Raw genomic sequence first — 17,103 nt, 5'->3', positions numbered from 1 at the left:
AATGATTTCGGATAAGGATGTTTTTATTTCTTTCAGTGTTTATTAATATATTCGCTTAGTGCTTCGCTTATTTTATTGACATCATAAATACACCCAGTCCATGTCCCGCCGCTTACCGCCTGGAGCATTGCCCACAACCGGGTATCATCGGGTAAATCAGGGTCAGGAATTAAATCGGGATGACGACTTCTGGCATTTAAAATAGCGGTGGCCTCCTCGCGTGTGGGTAATATTTTATCGCTGCCAGCGCCTAAGAAATTCACTTCGCCTTTAAGCTGTTTGCAGTCGATTTTAATTTCAATAATATCTCCGGTGCGTAATTTACCTATTGCGCCGCCGGCCAGCGCTTCCGGTCCGACGTGGCCGATACAGGCCCCGGTGGATACGCCGGAAAAACGGGCATCGGTAATCAGCGAAACATGTTTACCGTAGGAGAGATGTTTCAGCGCGCTGGTTACCTGATAGGTTTCCTCCATCCCGGTGCCGGATGGGCCGACGCCGATAATCACCAGAATATCGCCGGCTTTGATATTGTCGTGTTTGATATCGTAAATGGCGGTTTTCTCTGACAGATATACCTTCGCCGCACCTTTATGATAATAAACGCCCTCTTCATTAATAACGGAAGCGTCAATGGCGGTGGATTTGATCACCGAGCCTTCCGGCGCAATATTGCCCACCGGGAAGGTGATGGTCGAGGTTAATCCGCGTTTTAACGCCTGTTGCGGCGACATAATGACGTCGTCCGGCTCCACCTGCTCCTGTTTGCGCAGCAGATCTTTAAATGCCTGCCGACGCCCGGCCTGTTCCCACCAGTCGAGATTTTCTTTCAGCGTGTGACCGGTGACGGTCATCACATCTTCATGCAACAGACCCAACTGGCGCAGATGCAGCATCACTTCCGGCACGCCGCCCGCCATAAACGCGTTCACAGTCGGATGATAGACCGGGCCGTTTGGCAGCACGCTCACCAGCCGTGGCACCTGTTTATTAATGCGGATCCAGTCTTCGACGGTGGGAATGCGGCAGCCCGCCTGGTGCGCAATCGCCGGGATATGCAGCAGCAAATTGGTGGACCCGCCAAACGCGGCGTGCACCATCATGGCATTCTCAATGGCTTTATCGGTGAGGATCGCTTTGGTGGTGATGCCTTTTTGCGTCAGACGCAAGGCCGCGCGGGCGGAGGCGCGGGCAATCTCTTCCCACACCGGTTCGCCGGAGGGCGCCAGCGCGGAGTGCGGGATCGCCAGGCCCAGGCCTTCGGCCACGACTTGCGACGTGCCGGCGGTGCCGAGGAACTGACAGCCGCCGCCGGATGAGGCGCACGCCTGGCAACCCGCCCGGCGCGCGTCCTGTAGTGATAACTCACCGTTTGCGAAACGCGCGCCAATGGTCTGTACCTTGCCGTTATCTTCGCCGTGCCGCGCGGGCAGTGTGGCGCCGCCGGGGATCAGCACCGTCGCTTTGTCATGCTGGGACGCCAGCGCCATCATGGTCGCCGGTAGCCCTTTATCGCAGGTCGCCACGCCAATCACCGCTTTCGCATCGGGCAGCGAGCGGATCAGGCGGCGCATCACCATCGATGCGTCATTGCGATAGGGCAGCGAATCAAACATGCCGGTAGTGCCCTGCGTACGCCCGTCGCAAGGGTCGGAGACATACACGGCATAGGGCAGCGCGCGGTGTGTTTTGATCACCTCTGCCGCCGCTTTCATCTGGATATCCAGCTCGTAGTGTCCCTGATGCAGCGCCAGAGCAACAGGCTTGCCGTCGGCGCCGCGCAGGCCGCCAAGCGTACTCAGCAGCAGAATGGCGTCGCGGTCGAGCTCGTCCGGTTCCCAGCCCATCCCGGCATTCATCGTCATACCGAAAATATCGCCGCTGGGACGATTAATTAGCATCTCCGACGTCAGCGGCAGCTCGCCCTGCGGGCCAGCGGCATGGGTTCTGACGCGGTAAATGTCCGGGTTATCGTCATCATAAATATCGCAAACAGACATGGTGTCCCCCTATGATTTTAAAATTTCCTGCGCGACTAATAGCTCACGAACTTTCTCTTTCGCCTCTGCTGAGGCGTCCAGAATTGGCGGCAGGCACCGGGTATTTACCGGCAGCCCCACGCATTGCATGGCATATTTAATCAGCGAGACAAACGGGGTTTCCAACGCATAAATGGACGGTAGTTGCAGGAGTTTCTTATTGAGCGCGGCCGCCGTCGCCAGATCGCCCTCCTGCCAGGTCCGGTAAATCCCAACGGATAAATCCGGAGCAAAGTTGGCGCTGGCGGTAATCGCCCCATCGCCGCCCAGCAGCAGGGTGTTAAGTAAATGATCGTCGAAACCGCAGAACACGGAAAACGTCGGGCGCACGGCTTTGACGGTGTTGATCATGGCGCGCAGATGGCCGACGCTGTCGATGGTGTCTTTAATGCCGACGATGTTTTCGTTTTGCAGCACCAGACGCTTGACGACCTCCGGCGTTAAGTCCTGCCCGGTGAGATCCGGGAAGTTGTAAAGGATCACCGGCAGGCTGACGCTACGGGCGATTTGCTGGTAATAGTCGTCCAGATTGCGCGGCGCCACTTTCCAGTACCAGGGGTTAATGGCGACAATCCCCTCCGCGCCGCAGGATTCGGCGTGACGGGCCAGTTTTACCGCCTCGTCGGTTGACGTGGAGCCCACGCCAATCAACACCGGCACCCGCCCGGCGGCTACCGCAACGGCTTCCTCGGCGAAGGCCATTCTCTGCTGCGCGTTCATCTGGCTAAATTCCCCGCCGGTGCCCAGATAAAAAAGGCCATCGACGCCTTTATTAATCAGAAAATCGGCGACCGCTTTCATGGCGGCTTTATCAATATTGCCATTACTATCAAAGGTGCTGGAGACCGGCGGAATAATGCCGCTAAATTTTTTCATTACATCAGTTTCCTTTTCTTGAATATTCATTTTCATCACGGTATCCCAGCCCATGCGATATTTGCCTGGCGCATTGCCTGAGCAGCTCGAGATAACCATCGACCTTCTTGCCTGAATACACCACCGGATCACCCGACAGTGAGATCGCATAATTAACCCGGTTATACATATCGAAGACCGGCATACTTAAACATACGGCGCCATAGGTTGATTCTTCATTGTCGATCGCCCATCCGCGCAAACGCGTTTTCTGTAACTCTTCGCGAAATAATTTTTTATCGGTAAACGTATTGCGAGTGTGTTTTTTCAGAACTAACGCATCGAGAAAATAATCAATCTCTTCACGGCTCTTCCACGCCAGCAACGCCTTGCCGAGTGCAGTAATATGTAATTCCAGCTTTTTACCAATCCAGCTTTTCCGCGTCGGTACCGAATCCGGGCTTTCGACTTTATCGAGATAAATCGCGGAATAACTTTCCATCGCCCCTAAATGACAAACCAGGCCACTTTTCATCGACAGTTCCTGCATCGGGCGCTTGGTGACTTCAAAGATATTTTTCCGGTGCAGCGCCTGACAGCCAAGCTCATAAGTTTTAATTCCCAGAGAATATTGATTCAGTTCACTCTTAATTAAGAAGCCGCACTCCACCATCACATTTAATAAATTCAGCAGGCTACTTTTCGGATACTGAAATTCTCTTAACAGCTCCATAAAACTCGCCATGCCGACATAGGCGATATGCGTGAGTATTTTTTCCGCTCTAATTAATGAATTACAGCCTTTACCACTCATAACGACTCCCGTCCTCTGTTGAAATAAAGTTTATCCGCCCTGAAAAGCGGAAAATACGCCTGGTTCAACAGGCTGAACCGAGATAGGCGAATGAAACGTGATCCAATACGGGTTTTGGTGAATAAATGACTGAAAGCTGGCTGACATAACCGTTATTTTTCGGCTAAAGACAGCAAAAATATTTGCCGGCCTAATGCACTGCTAACTCGAATGAGTCTATGATTAAGGCAATTTTATTGGCAGAAAAAATTGAAATTTTAAGGATGCACTATGTCCGGTACGAGCAACGCCGTTCGGCTACGACCACTGGAACGGGACGATCTCACGTTTATCCATCAGTTGGATAACAATGCCAGCGTCATGCGTTACTGGTTTGAAGAACCTTATGAGGCTTTTGTTGAACTCAGCGATCTGTATGACAAACATATCCACGATCAGAGCGAGCGGCGTTTTATCATTGAGCACGAACAGACCAAGGTCGGTTTGGTCGAACTGGTAGAAATCAATCACATCCATCGGCGCGCCGAATTCCAAATCATTATCGATCCCGCCTATCAGGGCCGCGGATACGCCAGCGCCGCGGCAAAACTGGCAATGGATTACGGTTTCTCGGTGCTGAACCTGTATAAGCTGTATCTGATTGTAGATAAAGAGAATAAGAGAGCGATTCACATCTATAGCAAGCTGGGGTTTGAAGTGGAAGGCGAACTGATCCACGAGTTCTTCATCAACGGCGAATACCGCAACACCATCCGCATGTGCATTTTCCAGCAGCAATATCTGGCGAAGCACAAAACGGTAACGGGCACCGGCGGCCCCACACCGGGTAGTTCAATCAGCCAATAATCGTAAAACAAGGCCGGTATCACCCGGCCTATGATCTTACCCCGCGAACTGCCGGAACAGCGCCTTGCCGCGCAGCAGGCGAATCCCCAGCCAGCCGCCGCACAGCGACAGCAGGAAAGCGGCGGACAGCGGCAATGTCACCCACATGACGATATTCGGTTCCCACGGGAAGTTGAAGACCTTGCGCTGCAATAACCACAGCGCCGCTTCCGCGCCAATGGCGGCGGCAATACCGGCCGCCAGCCCCAGAACCGCAAACTCGCACCATAGCGTGGTACGCAGAAGACGAAGTCCGGCGCCCAGCGTACGGTATACCATCAGTTCCTGCCGCCGCTGGCGCATGCCAACCTGAATCTGCGCCAGCAGCAACAGCACGCCACAGAACAACACCAGAATGACCATGATTTCCAGCGCCCGGCTCACCTGCTCCAATACCTGTCCAATCTGACGCAGAATGCTGCCAACATCCATGACGCTCAACGTCGGGAACTGACGATTAAGCTGCGTAATCATCTTTTCATCACCGTCGTAGCGGAAACTGGTCAGCCAGGACTGCGGCTGACTATCCAACGCGCCCGCGGGAAAGATAAAGAAAAAGTTCGGGCGCAAACTTTCCCAATCCACCTGCCGGAAGCTGGTTACTCTGGCGCTGAATGGCTGCGTGTCGCCGGTAAAGGTCAGCGTATCCCCGATTTTGATACCCATCTCTTTGGCTTCTTCCGCTTCCATCGAGACTTCGCCCGCTTGCGGCGCTGCCCCCTCAACCAGGACGTTATGTTCAGGAATACCGTTCATCCAGGTCAGGTTCAGCTCACGATTGACCGTATTGCCGCCGGGATCGTCCTCATGAATCACTTCCGTTGCCACCTGCTGATTAATTTCCGTCAGGCGCGCACGCACGATCGGATAAAATTGCCCCGGATCGACCTGATGCTGTTCAAGAAAGGTTTTGACCTGCGGCACCTGTTCTGCGGTCATATTCAGCAGAAAATAGTTCGGGCTGCCCGGCGGCAACTGTTGTTGCCAACGCTCCAGTAAATCTCCCCGCATCACCAACAGCAAAGCCAGCAGCATGAACGACAGTGAAAATGCCGCCAACTGGCTGAGCGTCGACCAGGGTTGGCGCAACAAACGGTTAATCGCCAGCCGCATCGCCAGCCGCTTGACCGTCAGGCGTCGTAACAGCAGCAATCCGCCCCAGCCAATTACGCCCAATAACAACGAGAGTACCGCCATCCCGCCCAGCAATGCCCACAGCAGCGAACCGCCGCCGGACAGAATAGCAAGCAGACCAACCACTATCGCCAACACTATCGGCAGGTAATAACGCAGCGGCCAGACATTCGCCACCACGTCCTGACGCAATACGCGCAGCGGCTGCGTCGCCAGCAGCAGGCGATAAGGCCTCAGCCCGACCAGCAATGAAATCAGCACTAATGAACCCAGCGCCCAGATCCACGGCCATAGTCCCGATGCGGGCAATGCCGCAGGCAATACCGGCGCCAGCATTTTCATCAACAACGCTTCAAACCCGAGCCCGACCAGGCTGCCGCACAGCGCCGCCAGTCCCAGCACCGATAGCCATTGGCCGACAATCAACCGTTGCAGCGCCTTTTTCCCTGCTCCCAGCGTTTTTAGCACCGCCACCAGATCATAACGGCTGCGGCAATAATGCCCCATGGAAACCGCTACCGCCGCAATGGACAGCAACAGCGTCAGCAGAGCCGACAGCAACAGGAATTGCTGAGAACGCTTCAGCGACTGACTCAGCGCGCCTTCGGAATCCTCCATGCCGTACCAGCGCTGATCGGGTTTGAGCTGCGGCTTGACGAAATCACTGAACCTGCTGATTTGCTGCTCATCTCCGGCAAACATATAGCGCCAGGTAATCCGGCCGCCGGGTTGGATGGCCCCGGTTTTTTCCACATCATCCAGGTTCATCAAGACACGCGGCGCGGTATCAAACGGGTTAAACCCGGCGTCCGGCTCCTGAATCAGTTCCCCGGCAATACGCAGGGAGGTATCTCCCACGTCCAGCATGTCGCCGACGTTCAATCCCAGCAATGCCAGCAGTCTTGGCGCCACCAGCACGGTTCCCGCTTCGGCATGCAACCCGGCCGGTCGCGTCTGTAATTGACCGTACAGCGGATAACGCCGATCGGTCGCCTTGATCCTCGCCAGCTGAGGCGTATCGCCCGCAAACGTCATGGTCATAAATGAAATCTGCCGGCTAAGCGTCAACCCTTGCTGTTGCGCCGTCTGAAGCCACGCTTCATCCACCGGACGCGATGCGCGTAACACCCGATCGCCAGCCAGAAAATCCCGGCTCTGCTGGCTCAGCCCTTTTTCCATGCGATCGCTGATATTGCCCAGCGCCAACACGCAAGCCACGGCCAGCGTTAACGCCAGCCAGACAATCAATAAGGAAGGAGAGCGCCATTCGCGCCAGAACCACCGCCAGATCATGCGTCCTCCCTCAGCTTGCCATCTATCAGACGCAGCCGGCGCTCACAGCGAGCCGCAAGCTGTTCATCATGGGTGACCAGAATCAACGTGGTGGCATAATCGCGGTTCAGAGAAAACAGCAGATCGACAATACGCTCGCCAGTTTTGCGATCCAGATTCCCGGTCGGTTCATCGGCAAACAGCACTTTGGGACGACCGCTAAAAGCCCGCGCCAGCGCCACGCGCTGCTGTTCGCCGCCGGAAAGCTGGGCCGGCAGGTGATGTAAGCGTTCACCCAGCCCCAATTGCTGCAACAGTTGCTCTGCCTGACCGCGGCTATGGCTATCACTCTCGCCGCGTAACAGCGCGGGGAGTTGGACGTTTTCCAGCGCATTCAACGTCGGCACCAGCATAAAAGACTGAAAGACAAATCCCACGTCTCTGGCTCGCAGCGCCGCGCGCCCTTCCTCATCCAGTTTGCTTAATGACTCGCCCATCAGGCTGACTTCACCTTCACTGCCATCATCCAGACCGGCGAGAATGCCCAGTAGCGTCGATTTACCCGATCCAGACTCGCCGATCAGCGCAATTGTCTGTGCGGGTTTGACAATGAGCTCAACTCCGGTAAGGATGGAAAGCCGATTCTCTCCTTGACCAACGTGCTTACTAAGATGATGAACTTCAAGAATGTTTTCCGCGGGCCCGGTTTTGGTTGGCATAGCACTCGCTGGACTGGTCTTTGCAAACATGTTTTCGTCCTTTTGCTTCTGGGATTATGCAGTGTACGCGCTTTCGCCGCGGACACTTTATTGATTCTGGGCGATAGCCTCAGCGCGGGCTACCAGATGCCGGCGGCCAACGCCTGGCCAGCCTTGCTGAACAAACAGTGGCAGAGCCGGCAAAAAGGCGCCAACGTGGTTAATGCCAGCATCAGCGGCGATACCGCCGCACAAGGGCTGGCACGTCTTCCGGCATTGCTGGAACAGCATCAGCCGCGCTGGGTTCTGATCGAACTTGGCGGCAATGATGGACTGCGGGGTTTTCCTCCGCAAAATATCGAACAGGACCTGACCAAAATCATCACCTTGGTCAAGCAGGCCAACGCCGAACCCCTGCTCATGCAAATTCGTCTGCCGACCAACTATGGACGCCGCTATACGGAATCGTTCAGCGACGTTTATCCCCGGTTGGCGAAGCAGTTTGCGCTTCCGCTGCTACCCTTTTTTATGGAGCAGGTTTATCAAAAACCCGAGTGGATAATGGAGGATGGCATCCACCCCACCCGTGATGCCCAACCGTTTATCGCTGACTGGATGGCGCAACAGCTGGAACCCTTAGTTAACCATGAGTCTTGATAAATAGGGCTTTTGAATTAGGTAAAGTTATGCAAAAAACGGTTTTCATTACCGGCTGTTCCAGCGGTATTGGTCTGATTGCCGCACAGGCTCTGCAACAGCGCGGCTATCGCGTGCTTGCCGCCTGCCGCCGGGTCGATGACGTCGCACGTATGTCCGCGCTGGGGCTGGAAGGGATTGAACTGGATCTGGATGACGCCGCCAGCGTTGAAAACGCCGCCGCCGACGTCATCAGACTGACCGATAATCGATTGTATGGCTTATTCAATAACGCCGGATACGGATTATACGGGCCGCTGAACAGTATATCGCGCCAACAGCTGGAACATCAGTTCTCCAGCAATCTGTTCGGGACGCATCAGTTGACGCAGCTGTTGCTGCCCGCCATGCTGCCACACGGCGAAGGACGGATTATTCAGACCAGTTCGGTGATGGGACTGGTCGCCACGCCGGGGCGTGGCGCGTATGCCGCCAGCAAATTCGCACTGGAGGCCTGGTCGGATGCCCTGCGGATGGAACTGTATGGCAGCGGTTTGCACGTCAGCCTGATTGAACCCGGACCGCTCAGCACGCGTTTTACCGACAATGTCGATCAGACGCAAACGGACAAACCGGTTACCAATCCCGGCATCGCCCGACGATTCACGCTGCCGCCGGAAGCCGTATTGCCTAAACTGTATCACGCGCTGGAAAGTCCCCGGCCCAGACTGCGCTACCCCGTGACGCTGGTTGCCCACTCGTTATCATGGCTACGCCGCCTGCTGCCGGGACGCTATCTGGACAATGTATTACGAACCCGCTCCTGATATCGCGTTGCAGGAAGGCGGCAAGCAGCTGCCCCAGCGGATCGGGGCCAACGGGTGGGCCGAATCGCTGATCGTAGCCAACACACCGGCAACCTGAAAGATGACGGGGATTGGCTTGAAGTGGCGCATTTCGCCCCCATTAATAGCCAAGACGGACGAGGATAAGAGAGAACGCATAATGCTAGAACAACAAGCCAATATCATTGATGTCAACGAATCCAACCTGCATCAGGTGCTGGAACATTCCACGACATTACCCGTACTGTTTTATTTTTGGTCCGAACGCAGTCAGCACTGTCTGCAACTGGAACCGATACTGAACAAACTGGCGCAGGAATACGCCGGGCAATTTATTCTGGCAAAAGTCGATTGCGATGCGGAACAGCACGTTGCCGCCCAATTTGGTTTGCGCGCCATTCCAACCGTCTATCTGTTTAAAGACGGTCAGCCGCTGGATGGTTTTCAGGGGCCGCAGCCGGAAGAAGCGGTGCGTGAACTGTTAAAACGCGCGCTGCCGAAAGAAGAAGAGCTGAAGGTAGCTGAAGCGCAGCAGTTGATTCAGGAAGGTAAGTTACCAGAGGCCATGCCGCTGCTGAAAGAAGCCTGGCAGTTGAGCCAACAGCGCAGCGATATCGGTCTGATGTTGGCGGAAGTCCAGATTCAGCTTAACCGCAGCGAAGACGCCGAAGCGGTGCTGGCGACGGTTCCATTGCAGGATCAGGATACCCGTTACCATAGTCTGGTGGCGCAGATTGAATTGCTCAAGCAGGCCGCGGATACGCCGGAGATTCAACAGTTACAGCAGCAGTTGGACGCTGACCCGCAAAACGCGGATCTGGCGGTACAACTGGCTTTGCAACTGCATCAGGTTGGACGCAATGAAGAGTCCCTTGAGCTGTTGATGGGTTTTCTGACGAAAGATCTGGGGGCCGCCAACGGTAACGCCCGCAAGACGCTGATGGATATTATGGCCGCGCTGGGTACCGGCGACGCACTGGCCGCCCGCTACCGCCGCCAGCTCTACTCCCTGCTTTACTGATTGCGGCTTTACAGATTTCGGCACGACATCCACCAGAATTCAACAGGGGAATATCGTGCCGTTCTGGTTGTTAGCCGTTTACCGGATAGGGAGACAGCGTAGCAAAATAGCTCACCAGCAGAAGCACCAGCGATGCCAGCCCAATCTCTATCCAAACGTACGTGACCAGCTTACGCAACACCGATTCTCCGTTCTCTCTCCCCAGTTGGGGAACCAGCCAATACCGATTGAACAATGCCAGCGCGATCATCACCAGCACTAACGCCGCCTTGACCAGCAATAACCCACTGTACAGGCTAACCGGCGGAGGCCATCCCAATAGCAGCAGGGCGCTGAACGCACCGGTCACGATATTCAGCATGACCCAAACATGCCCGTAGCGGGAAAAACGCATCATTGTGGCAATGGCATCCTTACGCATTGCCGGATTTCGCCCTTCAGCCATCAGGTACAGCAATGGCGGCAGACCGCCGGCCCATAATGCTGACGAGATCAGATGCAGCACATGGTTAGCCCGCTGCGCCATTCCCAACCCGCCTTCCAGCCCGGCGGCATGTCCGATATACGCCATGCCGCACCACTGCGTTACGCAAACCAGCAAGATAAACCGGTACCGGGAAACATCATGCGCAATCAGCCCCAGACACGCCAATAGCGCCAGCAATATCTGTACGCCCCATGCCTTGCCGACCGTAGTGGTCAGCACCGCCTGCCAGATATCGCTCTCCGTCAGGTTGCGCCAGTCGCCGCTCATGATAACCAGTTGCAGCGACAGGATGACACTCGCGCATCCCAGCGTAACCCACAGGGTACTTCGCAATACCAGATTCAGCCGACCGGCCAGATAGCGCCTGAAATCGCCCTGTGCCAGCCAGACAACATAAAAGGCGCCGCCGGTTGTCAGCATCAGGGCAGAAAAATATCCCCAGCGCAGCGCCACATACAGGCTATCCAACGCCACCGGTTATTTCACCGTAAAACGGTAGCTACCTTTGAGTTTATGGCCGTCAACGGACAAAACGTGCCAGTTGACCTGATAACGCCCGCTTGCCAGCGGTTTCGCCAACGTCACATTCATCTGATTACGCGCTTCAGGCGTAACCGAGGTTTTGCTTATTGACTGCGATTGCCGGGCGTCATCAATGATTTCAACGCCGCTGAACGCGGGTTCAATATTTTCCGTGAAGGTCAGCGTAAGCGCATCGGGCGCCGTTTCAACGGTACTGTCGGCTACCGGGACCTGACTTTTCAAATGAGCATGCGCCCATACCGAGGGAGAAAACACCATCGTCGAGGCGGCCAGCAGAGCGCCGCCCAGCAAGCTCTTCAGCTTCAATGTCATATTCATTCATCCTGTTGCATCAGAAATGGGAAACCAGTAAAAAAATCCACGACAGCCCACAAAGGGAAAATGAGAAAAGTTTTGCACGCTAAAAAGGGTAAAAAATCACGCCGCAGTTATTCGTCCCTGTCGCCGGCAAAAGCCGGCGAGCGGCCATCCGATTAATCAGAGGTCTCTTACGCTAACGTCTCCAGTACATTGATCCATCCGTGACCGCCGTAAACAGACCAGCCATTCAACCAGCGGCGCAACATGTTCATGGCAAACATGGCCACAACGTCCTGATGCGTGTTCAGACTATAGCGCGGAACGTTATACTGTATGGCCTGCGCAAATGTGCCTTGCGGCGTATGCAGGGCAATCACCAGCCGGTCGCCCCGCCGGCCTCCTACTCGCAGCGCCAGCGGCGCTCCATGACGCTCTGCCAGCTGACGCGCGTCATCGGCAAACGGCTGCAAATCCTGCTCAGCGCTATTCACCCGCAGTTCACCCCCCGCTAATGGCACGCTGGCGGACTGTAACTGCCAGTTCAGCAAACCGGCAGTAAAGTCTTCGCCGATCGCCAGCTTAAGATCCCGCTCGCGCAACCGGCGCGCCAGCTGCGCCGGCAGGCCTTCCGTCCCCTCAAAGATGGCGTTTTCACCCGCCACGGTGCGCACCCGTTCCCACAGCCGTTCCATTGCCGGCCGTTGCGCGGCGGGTCCGGTTAGTTTCAGTTCAATAATCGGCATGGAAGAACGATAGCCCAGAACCACCCCCGGCGGGAGTGATTGTCCATCCAGTTGACTGGCCAGATCGCTTTCAGATCGCCCAAACGTGGTGAGCCGCAAACACAGCGGCGGTTCGGAAATGGCAAAACGATCGCGCAGACGTGGCATGATCTGTTGATCCACCATCACCTTGAATTCCGAGGGTACGCCCGGCGTAAAAAACATCAGGCATTTATTGAGCTGCATTGCAAAGCCGCATGCCGTCCCCACGGGATTATCGACCATTTCGGCGCTGGCGGGGATCTGCGCCTGTTTCCGGTTACTGGGCGCCATTACCCGTCCCCGTTCGGTAAAAAATGCCTCCATCCGCGCCAGCCATTCAGCATGTTCAACCAAGCCTTCCCCGGCGGCCGTGGCAGCCGCCAACGCGCTGAGATCGTCACTGGTCGGCCCCAGTCCGCCATTTACAATCAGAACATCCGCAATCTGACTACGTTGTGTAATCGTTGTCACCAAGGCATCGAGGTCATCGCCAACCGTCATACGGCTGGTCATCGGTAATCCCTGTTGAAACAGATAGTCCGCCAGCCAGGCCGCATTGGTATCAATAATCTGACCATGCAGCACTTCATCGCCGGTACATAACATCTCGACCCTAAGCATCTTTTACTCCTCGTGATTACGCTTTACCCACTTTAAAAACTCGGTTGGTGAAACACAACGTTTCTTTCTGGCAATACCTCCGGCGATTTTCCCCGATAGATGAAGCATCATTATGATTCAATGCGCGACGGTAGCCGGCTGGTTGCCCTCCGTCAGCTAGCGGAGGTTGAATGTAAAAGATGTTGAACGTAAAAAGAGCGTGATGATTCACGCTCTTTTTAGTGACCTTGCGTCTTTCAACTGGCCGTCAGAAGTTCAAACCAACCCCGATATAGGCCGTATCAGCCAGTTTGTTATCTGAACGACCGCTTTCGCCCGCCAGGTTGATGTAGCGATAACCCACATCCACGTTTAATGGGCCGAAGACCTGCCAGCGAACGCCCGCTTTGCCTTCAACGTAGTGATCGACGTGGCTGGAAAACGCGTCCGGGGAATAATAACCTTCGCCGTAGATGGAGAAGTAACGGTTAATCGGCCATTGCAGACCACCGCCCAGCGCCAGCGCATGACCGTCAGTGGCGCGATCCTGATTCAGATACAACGCTTTGCCGCCGAGAGTCAGTTTCAACGGGCCGACAGGAATGGTATAGCCTAATCCAAACCCGTAGACATCGTTGTTGTTGTCGCCGTGGGAATAACTCACGCTGCCGGCCAGTCCGGGTACGCCCAAACCAAACCCGACATTGGCGCCGGAATAGTCGCGCCCCGCTTCCCCTGAAAGGCTAATGGCATGTACAGAAGCGCTGGCGAGCAGCAAGCTTCCTGCACAGGCAATTACAAACTTTTTCATTTCAATATCCTTAAAATAGTCATTAAACGCCGTGCAAAACATATCGATATCCTCGGCGATTTTACCGCAAACGTCCCTATGCTCCAGTACAAAATCGGCCTAAAACCCAATTTATTCTTTTAATCATCTGAAAAGTTGTGACAACTGTCGTCTGATAAGCATCATTCCTCTGCTTACCCTTTTTTGCGATCGCTCTCGCGGGCCGTCGCCTGCACCCACGCCTTCACCTGTTGACGGGAGATTTTAATTCCGCCGTTTTTTAATTCCTCAGGCAGTGAATAATAGGCTACCGGACGCTGAAATCCGGCGAGCTGCGGCAGTAGCCAATCGCGAATGGCCGCCAACGTCGTTGTGCCGGTGATTTCCACAACGGCAACGGGACGCTGGCCAAACTCTGCGTCATCAACCGGCACCACACAGGCTTGCTGAATATCGGGGTGCGCCAGCAGCGCCGTTTCGATATTTTCCGGTTGGATGCCTTCCCCACCGCTGAAAAACTGGTTATCCAGACGACCAAGAATGCGCCATTCGCCCTCGTCAAAAACGCCGCGATCCCGGGTGTGGAACCACCCCGCTTCATCCGCCAGCGGGAAAAGCCGGCCATCACGCCAATAGCCGGCAGCCAGTGTGCTACCGCGCAATAACACTTCCTCACCAACCAGACGAATTTCACGTCCGCGCAGCGGTAATCCTACCCCTCCCCGACCATCGGCGCGCTTGGCACACACCGTGGAGGCCAGTTCCGTCAGGCCATAGCCGCACCAACAGCGAACGCCGAGGGATTCGGCCTGCTGCGTAAGCGCCAGCGGGATCATCGCGCCGCCCAGCAACACCGCATTCAGCGTGGGGGGGAGCGTATTTTGCGATAACAGACGCCATAGCTGAGTCGGGACCAGAGAAGCGTGGGTACAATCCCGCAAAGCGGATTCCAGCGGTTGATGCGCCCGTACGACAATCGTCGCCCCGACCGCCAACCAGCGCCACACGATTCCCTGTCCGGAAACATGAAACAGCGGCAGTGACAGCAGCCAGCTATCCTCTGCGGAGAAAGCCATCATTTCCAGCACGCCGTCCGCACTCGCCAGATGGGCAGAAAAGGTATGCACGGCGGCTTTAGGCAATCCACTCGACCCCGAAGTTAGCGTCAGCGTCGCCAGTTGATCGGGTTGCCAGCGCGGTAAAGCGGATTGAGATGCCGAGGGAAACGCATCCGATACACACGACAAAGCGATCAAATCAGGCGGCAACGGTTGCTCATCCAGAAACAGCCCGTATTGCATATTGAGGGAAGGCAGCAAATTTTCGGTTAATGATTCGGGCAACTGAGGATTAAGCGGCAACAAACGCGCGCCGCATTGCAATAGCGCCAGATAGCAGCACAACATCGTCCCGCTGTTTTTACCGCACAACACCACGCCACAACCGGGCATCACTCCCTGCTGTTCGAACCCCGCGGCCAACTGATTCACCCGCTGGGCAAGCTGCCGCCAACGCCAGCGGACCTCTCCATCAATCAACGCGACGGAAGATGGCGTCTGTCCGGCCCAATAATGCCAGGGCCAGTCGGTCAGGCTTGCCATACCCGTTCCAGTTGCCCGGCTGGCAGCAGCGGTAACGGACTTTCCGGCCACGGCCGTATTATCTGCGCCTGCATCAAATCCAGCGTATCCAGCCCGGGAATAGTGTCCGGCGTCAGCCAGTGCGCCAGCCGCGCCAGCTGGGTTAGCCCCAGGCTGGATTCAATGCTGGAACTGATTACCGCCGTTAATCCCGCCTGATGCGCATCCTGTACCAGCTGCTGGCAACGGGCAAGACTGCCCACCAGCGTCGGCTTGATCACAATCGCGCTCACGCCCGGCTCGGCTTCCACTCGAAAATCCGCTTCGCGCACGCTTTCATCCCAGGCGATATGAATGCCGGTTTCCTGTGCAAACTCGCGGGATTCCTGACGGGTCTTGCAAGGCTCTTCCAGAAATGCAATGCGGGAACGCAGGGCGGGCGCGACATAACGGGCAAAGCCATCCGCCTTGGCTCGCGTCCAACTGCGGTTGGCATCCAGACGCAACTTCAGGTCAGGCAACGCTTCCAGCAGCACGTTGACGATCATGCCGTCGCGGACCGCTTCATACAGACCGACTTTGACCTTCGCCACTTTTTCACCGGGCAACGCCTGTAACATGGCGAACAGTTCGTCAGGATCGCCATTACAAAGCGGCGCTTTACGGTAATCCGCCGCTACCGGCAAGCGCTGTTCCAGCTCTGCCGCCGCGCAGCTCAGGCCAAACGCGACGGACGGCGGCAGTGCGTCAGACCATGTATCACCCGCCAGCCAACGCGTGAGTTGTTCAAGCGTGGCGGATTCGGCTTCCGCCAACGTTTCCACACTGAACTCCGGCAGCGGCGCAATTTCCCCCCAGCCTTGCTGCTCACCCTGTTGCAAGCAGACGATCAGCCCGTCGCGGGTTTTCAGGCGCTGATTACGCAGCACCACCCCCGCTTCCATCGGCACACGGTAGCGATAAACCTTAACCTGACGCATTACGGATTCCGTTTGAATTTGCTGAAATCGGGCTGGCGTTTTTCATTAAAGGCATTGCGGCCTTCCTGACCTTCGTCAGTCATATAGAACAGCATGGTGGCGTTGCCCGCCAGTTCCTGCAACCCAGCCTGTCCGTCACAGTCGGCATTCAGCGCCGCTTTCAGGCAGCGCAGCGCCATCGGACTGTTTTGCAGCATTTCACGGCACCAGCGAACGGTTTCTTTTTCCAGGGAGGCCAGCGGAACGACGGTATTGACCAACCCCATATCCAGCGCCTGGGCGGCATCATACTGGCGGCACAGGAACCAGATTTCGCGGGCTTTTTTCTGTCCGACGATACGCGCCATATAGGATGCGCCCCAGCCTCCATCAAAGGACCCCACGCGCGGCCCGGTCTGACCGAAAATGGCATTTTCCGCCGCAATCGTCAGGTCGCACATCATGTGCAGCACGTGGCCGCCGCCGATGGAATAGCCCGCCACCATTGCCACCACCGGTTTCGGACAGGTGCGGATCTGGCGTTGGAAATCCAGCACATTCAGATGATGTACGCCGCTGTCGTCCTGATAGCCGCCATAGTCGCCACGAACTTTCTGATCGCCGCCGGAACAGAATGCCTTGTCACCGGCGCCCGTCAGAATAATCACGCCAATCCCGTCGTCGTAACGCGCGTTTTCCAACGCGTGGATCATCTCTTTTACCGTTTGCGGGCGGAAAGCATTGCGTACCTGCGGACGGTTAATGGTGATTTTGGCAATGCCATCCGTCGATTTATGGAAGAGGATATCGGTGAAATCACCGCTGCAATCGTGCCATTCTACCGGGGCGTAAAGCAGTTCTTCACTGGGATAAAGCATAAG

Annotated in this window: 16 protein-coding genes; 4 read left to right on the top strand and 12 right to left on the bottom strand. The window is 55.8% G+C overall.

The window, feature by feature from the left end; all coding sequences use genetic code 11:
- Positions 1-32: 32 nt before the first annotated feature.
- From B4923_RS03490 to B4923_RS03480, 3 genes are read right to left on the bottom strand one after another with little or no spacing between them, the layout of a single operon-like run.
- Positions 33-2,000 carry a YjhG/YagF family D-xylonate dehydratase gene (locus B4923_RS03490; RefSeq protein WP_109052969.1) on the bottom strand — a complete coding sequence of 656 codons (1,968 nt, stop codon included), beginning with the start codon at positions 1,998-2,000 and terminating at the stop codon, positions 33-35.
- Positions 2,001-2,009: 9 nt separating this feature from the next.
- Positions 2,010-2,915, bottom strand: a complete 906-nt coding sequence (locus B4923_RS03485; RefSeq protein ID WP_109053063.1) for a dihydrodipicolinate synthase family protein — start codon at positions 2,913-2,915, stop codon at positions 2,010-2,012.
- 4 nt (positions 2,916-2,919) lie between these two features.
- The gene (locus tag B4923_RS03480) at positions 2,920-3,708 is read right to left on the bottom strand and encodes an IclR family transcriptional regulator (protein ID WP_109052968.1); all 789 of its coding nucleotides are present in this window, start codon (positions 3,706-3,708) and stop codon (positions 2,920-2,922) included.
- Positions 3,709-3,978: 270 nt separating this feature from the next.
- On the opposite strand from B4923_RS03480, the gene speG reads away from it, so the two are divergent.
- Positions 3,979-4,554, top strand: coding sequence for a spermidine N1-acetyltransferase (speG, locus tag B4923_RS03475; protein WP_109052967.1), 576 nt, complete (start codon positions 3,979-3,981; stop codon positions 4,552-4,554).
- Positions 4,555-4,590: 36 nt separating this feature from the next.
- On the opposite strand, the gene ybbP is transcribed toward speG, so the two are convergent.
- Positions 4,591-7,020: a putative ABC transporter permease subunit YbbP gene (gene ybbP / locus B4923_RS03470; protein ID WP_109052966.1), complete on the bottom strand. Its 2,430-nt coding sequence runs from the start codon at positions 7,018-7,020 to the stop codon at positions 4,591-4,593.
- Positions 7,017-7,718, bottom strand: coding sequence for a putative ABC transporter ATP-binding protein YbbA (ybbA, locus tag B4923_RS03465; RefSeq protein WP_210732687.1), 702 nt, complete (start codon positions 7,716-7,718; stop codon positions 7,017-7,019). The genes ybbP and ybbA overlap by 4 nt, the downstream gene beginning before the upstream one ends.
- Here ybbA and tesA point away from each other — a divergent pair.
- From tesA to B4923_RS03450, 3 genes are all read left to right on the top strand, one after another.
- Positions 7,671-8,354 (top strand): multifunctional acyl-CoA thioesterase I/protease I/lysophospholipase L1, encoded by a 684-nt coding sequence (tesA, locus tag B4923_RS03460; protein WP_109053062.1) that lies wholly within the window; start codon positions 7,671-7,673, stop codon positions 8,352-8,354. The two genes, ybbA and tesA, sit on opposite strands and share 48 nt — an antisense overlap.
- Positions 8,355-8,383: 29 nt before the next feature.
- On the top strand, positions 8,384-9,160 hold the full coding sequence (locus B4923_RS03455) for an SDR family oxidoreductase (protein WP_109052964.1): 777 nt from the start codon (positions 8,384-8,386) through the stop codon (positions 9,158-9,160).
- A 178-nt stretch (positions 9,161-9,338) separates the two neighbouring features.
- Positions 9,339-10,199, top strand: coding sequence for a co-chaperone YbbN (locus B4923_RS03450; RefSeq protein WP_109052963.1), 861 nt, complete (start codon positions 9,339-9,341; stop codon positions 10,197-10,199).
- 70 nt (positions 10,200-10,269) lie between these two features.
- On the opposite strand, the gene copD is transcribed toward B4923_RS03450, so the two are convergent.
- From copD to menB, 7 genes are all read right to left on the bottom strand, one after another.
- Positions 10,270-11,160: a copper homeostasis membrane protein CopD gene (gene copD, locus B4923_RS03445; protein ID WP_109052962.1), complete on the bottom strand. Its 891-nt coding sequence runs from the start codon at positions 11,158-11,160 to the stop codon at positions 10,270-10,272.
- A 3-nt stretch (positions 11,161-11,163) separates the two neighbouring features.
- Positions 11,164-11,487, bottom strand: coding sequence for a copper homeostasis periplasmic binding protein CopC (gene copC / locus B4923_RS03440; RefSeq protein WP_425428583.1), 324 nt, complete (start codon positions 11,485-11,487; stop codon positions 11,164-11,166).
- Between the two features lie 230 nt (positions 11,488-11,717).
- Positions 11,718-12,914 (bottom strand): nicotinamide mononucleotide deamidase-related protein YfaY, encoded by a 1,197-nt coding sequence (locus tag B4923_RS03435; RefSeq protein WP_109052960.1) that lies wholly within the window; start codon positions 12,912-12,914, stop codon positions 11,718-11,720.
- Between the two features lie 247 nt (positions 12,915-13,161).
- Complete coding sequence (locus B4923_RS03430; RefSeq protein WP_109053061.1) at positions 13,162-13,704, bottom strand: YfaZ family outer membrane protein; 543 nt, start codon at positions 13,702-13,704, stop codon at positions 13,162-13,164.
- 173 nt (positions 13,705-13,877) lie between these two features.
- Positions 13,878-15,284, bottom strand: coding sequence for an o-succinylbenzoate--CoA ligase (menE, locus tag B4923_RS03425; RefSeq protein ID WP_109052959.1), 1,407 nt, complete (start codon positions 15,282-15,284; stop codon positions 13,878-13,880).
- Complete coding sequence (menC, locus tag B4923_RS03420) at positions 15,272-16,243, bottom strand: o-succinylbenzoate synthase (protein ID WP_109052958.1); 972 nt, start codon at positions 16,241-16,243, stop codon at positions 15,272-15,274. The genes menE and menC overlap by 13 nt, the downstream gene beginning before the upstream one ends.
- On the bottom strand, positions 16,243-17,100 hold the full coding sequence (menB, locus tag B4923_RS03415; RefSeq protein ID WP_109052957.1) for a 1,4-dihydroxy-2-naphthoyl-CoA synthase: 858 nt from the start codon (positions 17,098-17,100) through the stop codon (positions 16,243-16,245). Before menB ends, menC begins: the two co-directional genes overlap by 1 nt.
- Between the last annotated feature and the right edge of the window lie 3 nt (positions 17,101-17,103).

Origin of the sequence: Brenneria roseae subsp. americana (assembly GCF_003115815.1) — a bacterium.
Taxonomy (GTDB): Bacteria; Pseudomonadota; Gammaproteobacteria; order Enterobacterales; family Enterobacteriaceae; genus Brenneria; species Brenneria roseae.
Note: the sequence above shows the minus strand (reverse complement) of the source record. Positions and strands in the feature narration are given on the sequence as shown.

What these genes read in the sequence shown, in the direction of transcription:
- B4923_RS03490 (WP_109052969.1), bottom strand. Translation starts at nt 2,000, where the DNA reads ATGTCTGTTTGCGATATTTATGATGACGATAACCCGGACATTTACCGC.
- B4923_RS03485 (WP_109053063.1), bottom strand. Translation starts at nt 2,915, where the DNA reads ATGAAAAAATTTAGCGGCATTATTCCGCCGGTCTCCAGCACCTTTGAT.
- B4923_RS03480 (WP_109052968.1), bottom strand. Translation starts at nt 3,708, where the DNA reads ATGAGTGGTAAAGGCTGTAATTCATTAATTAGAGCGGAAAAAATACTC.
- speG (WP_109052967.1), top strand. Translation starts at nt 3,979, where the DNA reads ATGTCCGGTACGAGCAACGCCGTTCGGCTACGACCACTGGAACGGGAC.
- ybbP (WP_109052966.1), bottom strand. Translation starts at nt 7,020, where the DNA reads ATGATCTGGCGGTGGTTCTGGCGCGAATGGCGCTCTCCTTCCTTATTG.
- tesA (WP_109053062.1), top strand. Translation starts at nt 7,671, where the DNA reads ATGATGAACTTCAAGAATGTTTTCCGCGGGCCCGGTTTTGGTTGGCAT.
- ybbA (WP_210732687.1), bottom strand. Translation starts at nt 7,718, where the DNA reads ATGCCAACCAAAACCGGGCCCGCGGAAAACATTCTTGAAGTTCATCAT.
- B4923_RS03455 (WP_109052964.1), top strand. Translation starts at nt 8,384, where the DNA reads ATGCAAAAAACGGTTTTCATTACCGGCTGTTCCAGCGGTATTGGTCTG.
- B4923_RS03450 (WP_109052963.1), top strand. Translation starts at nt 9,339, where the DNA reads ATGCTAGAACAACAAGCCAATATCATTGATGTCAACGAATCCAACCTG.
- copC (WP_425428583.1), bottom strand. Translation starts at nt 11,487, where the DNA reads ATGGTGTTTTCTCCCTCGGTATGGGCGCATGCTCATTTGAAAAGTCAG.
- B4923_RS03435 (WP_109052960.1), bottom strand. Translation starts at nt 12,914, where the DNA reads ATGCTTAGGGTCGAGATGTTATGTACCGGCGATGAAGTGCTGCATGGT.
- B4923_RS03430 (WP_109053061.1), bottom strand. Translation starts at nt 13,704, where the DNA reads ATGAAAAAGTTTGTAATTGCCTGTGCAGGAAGCTTGCTGCTCGCCAGC.
- menE (WP_109052959.1), bottom strand. Translation starts at nt 15,284, where the DNA reads ATGGCAAGCCTGACCGACTGGCCCTGGCATTATTGGGCCGGACAGACG.
- menC (WP_109052958.1), bottom strand. Translation starts at nt 16,243, where the DNA reads ATGCGTCAGGTTAAGGTTTATCGCTACCGTGTGCCGATGGAAGCGGGG.
- menB (WP_109052957.1), bottom strand. Translation starts at nt 17,100, where the DNA reads ATGCTTTATCCCAGTGAAGAACTGCTTTACGCCCCGGTAGAATGGCAC.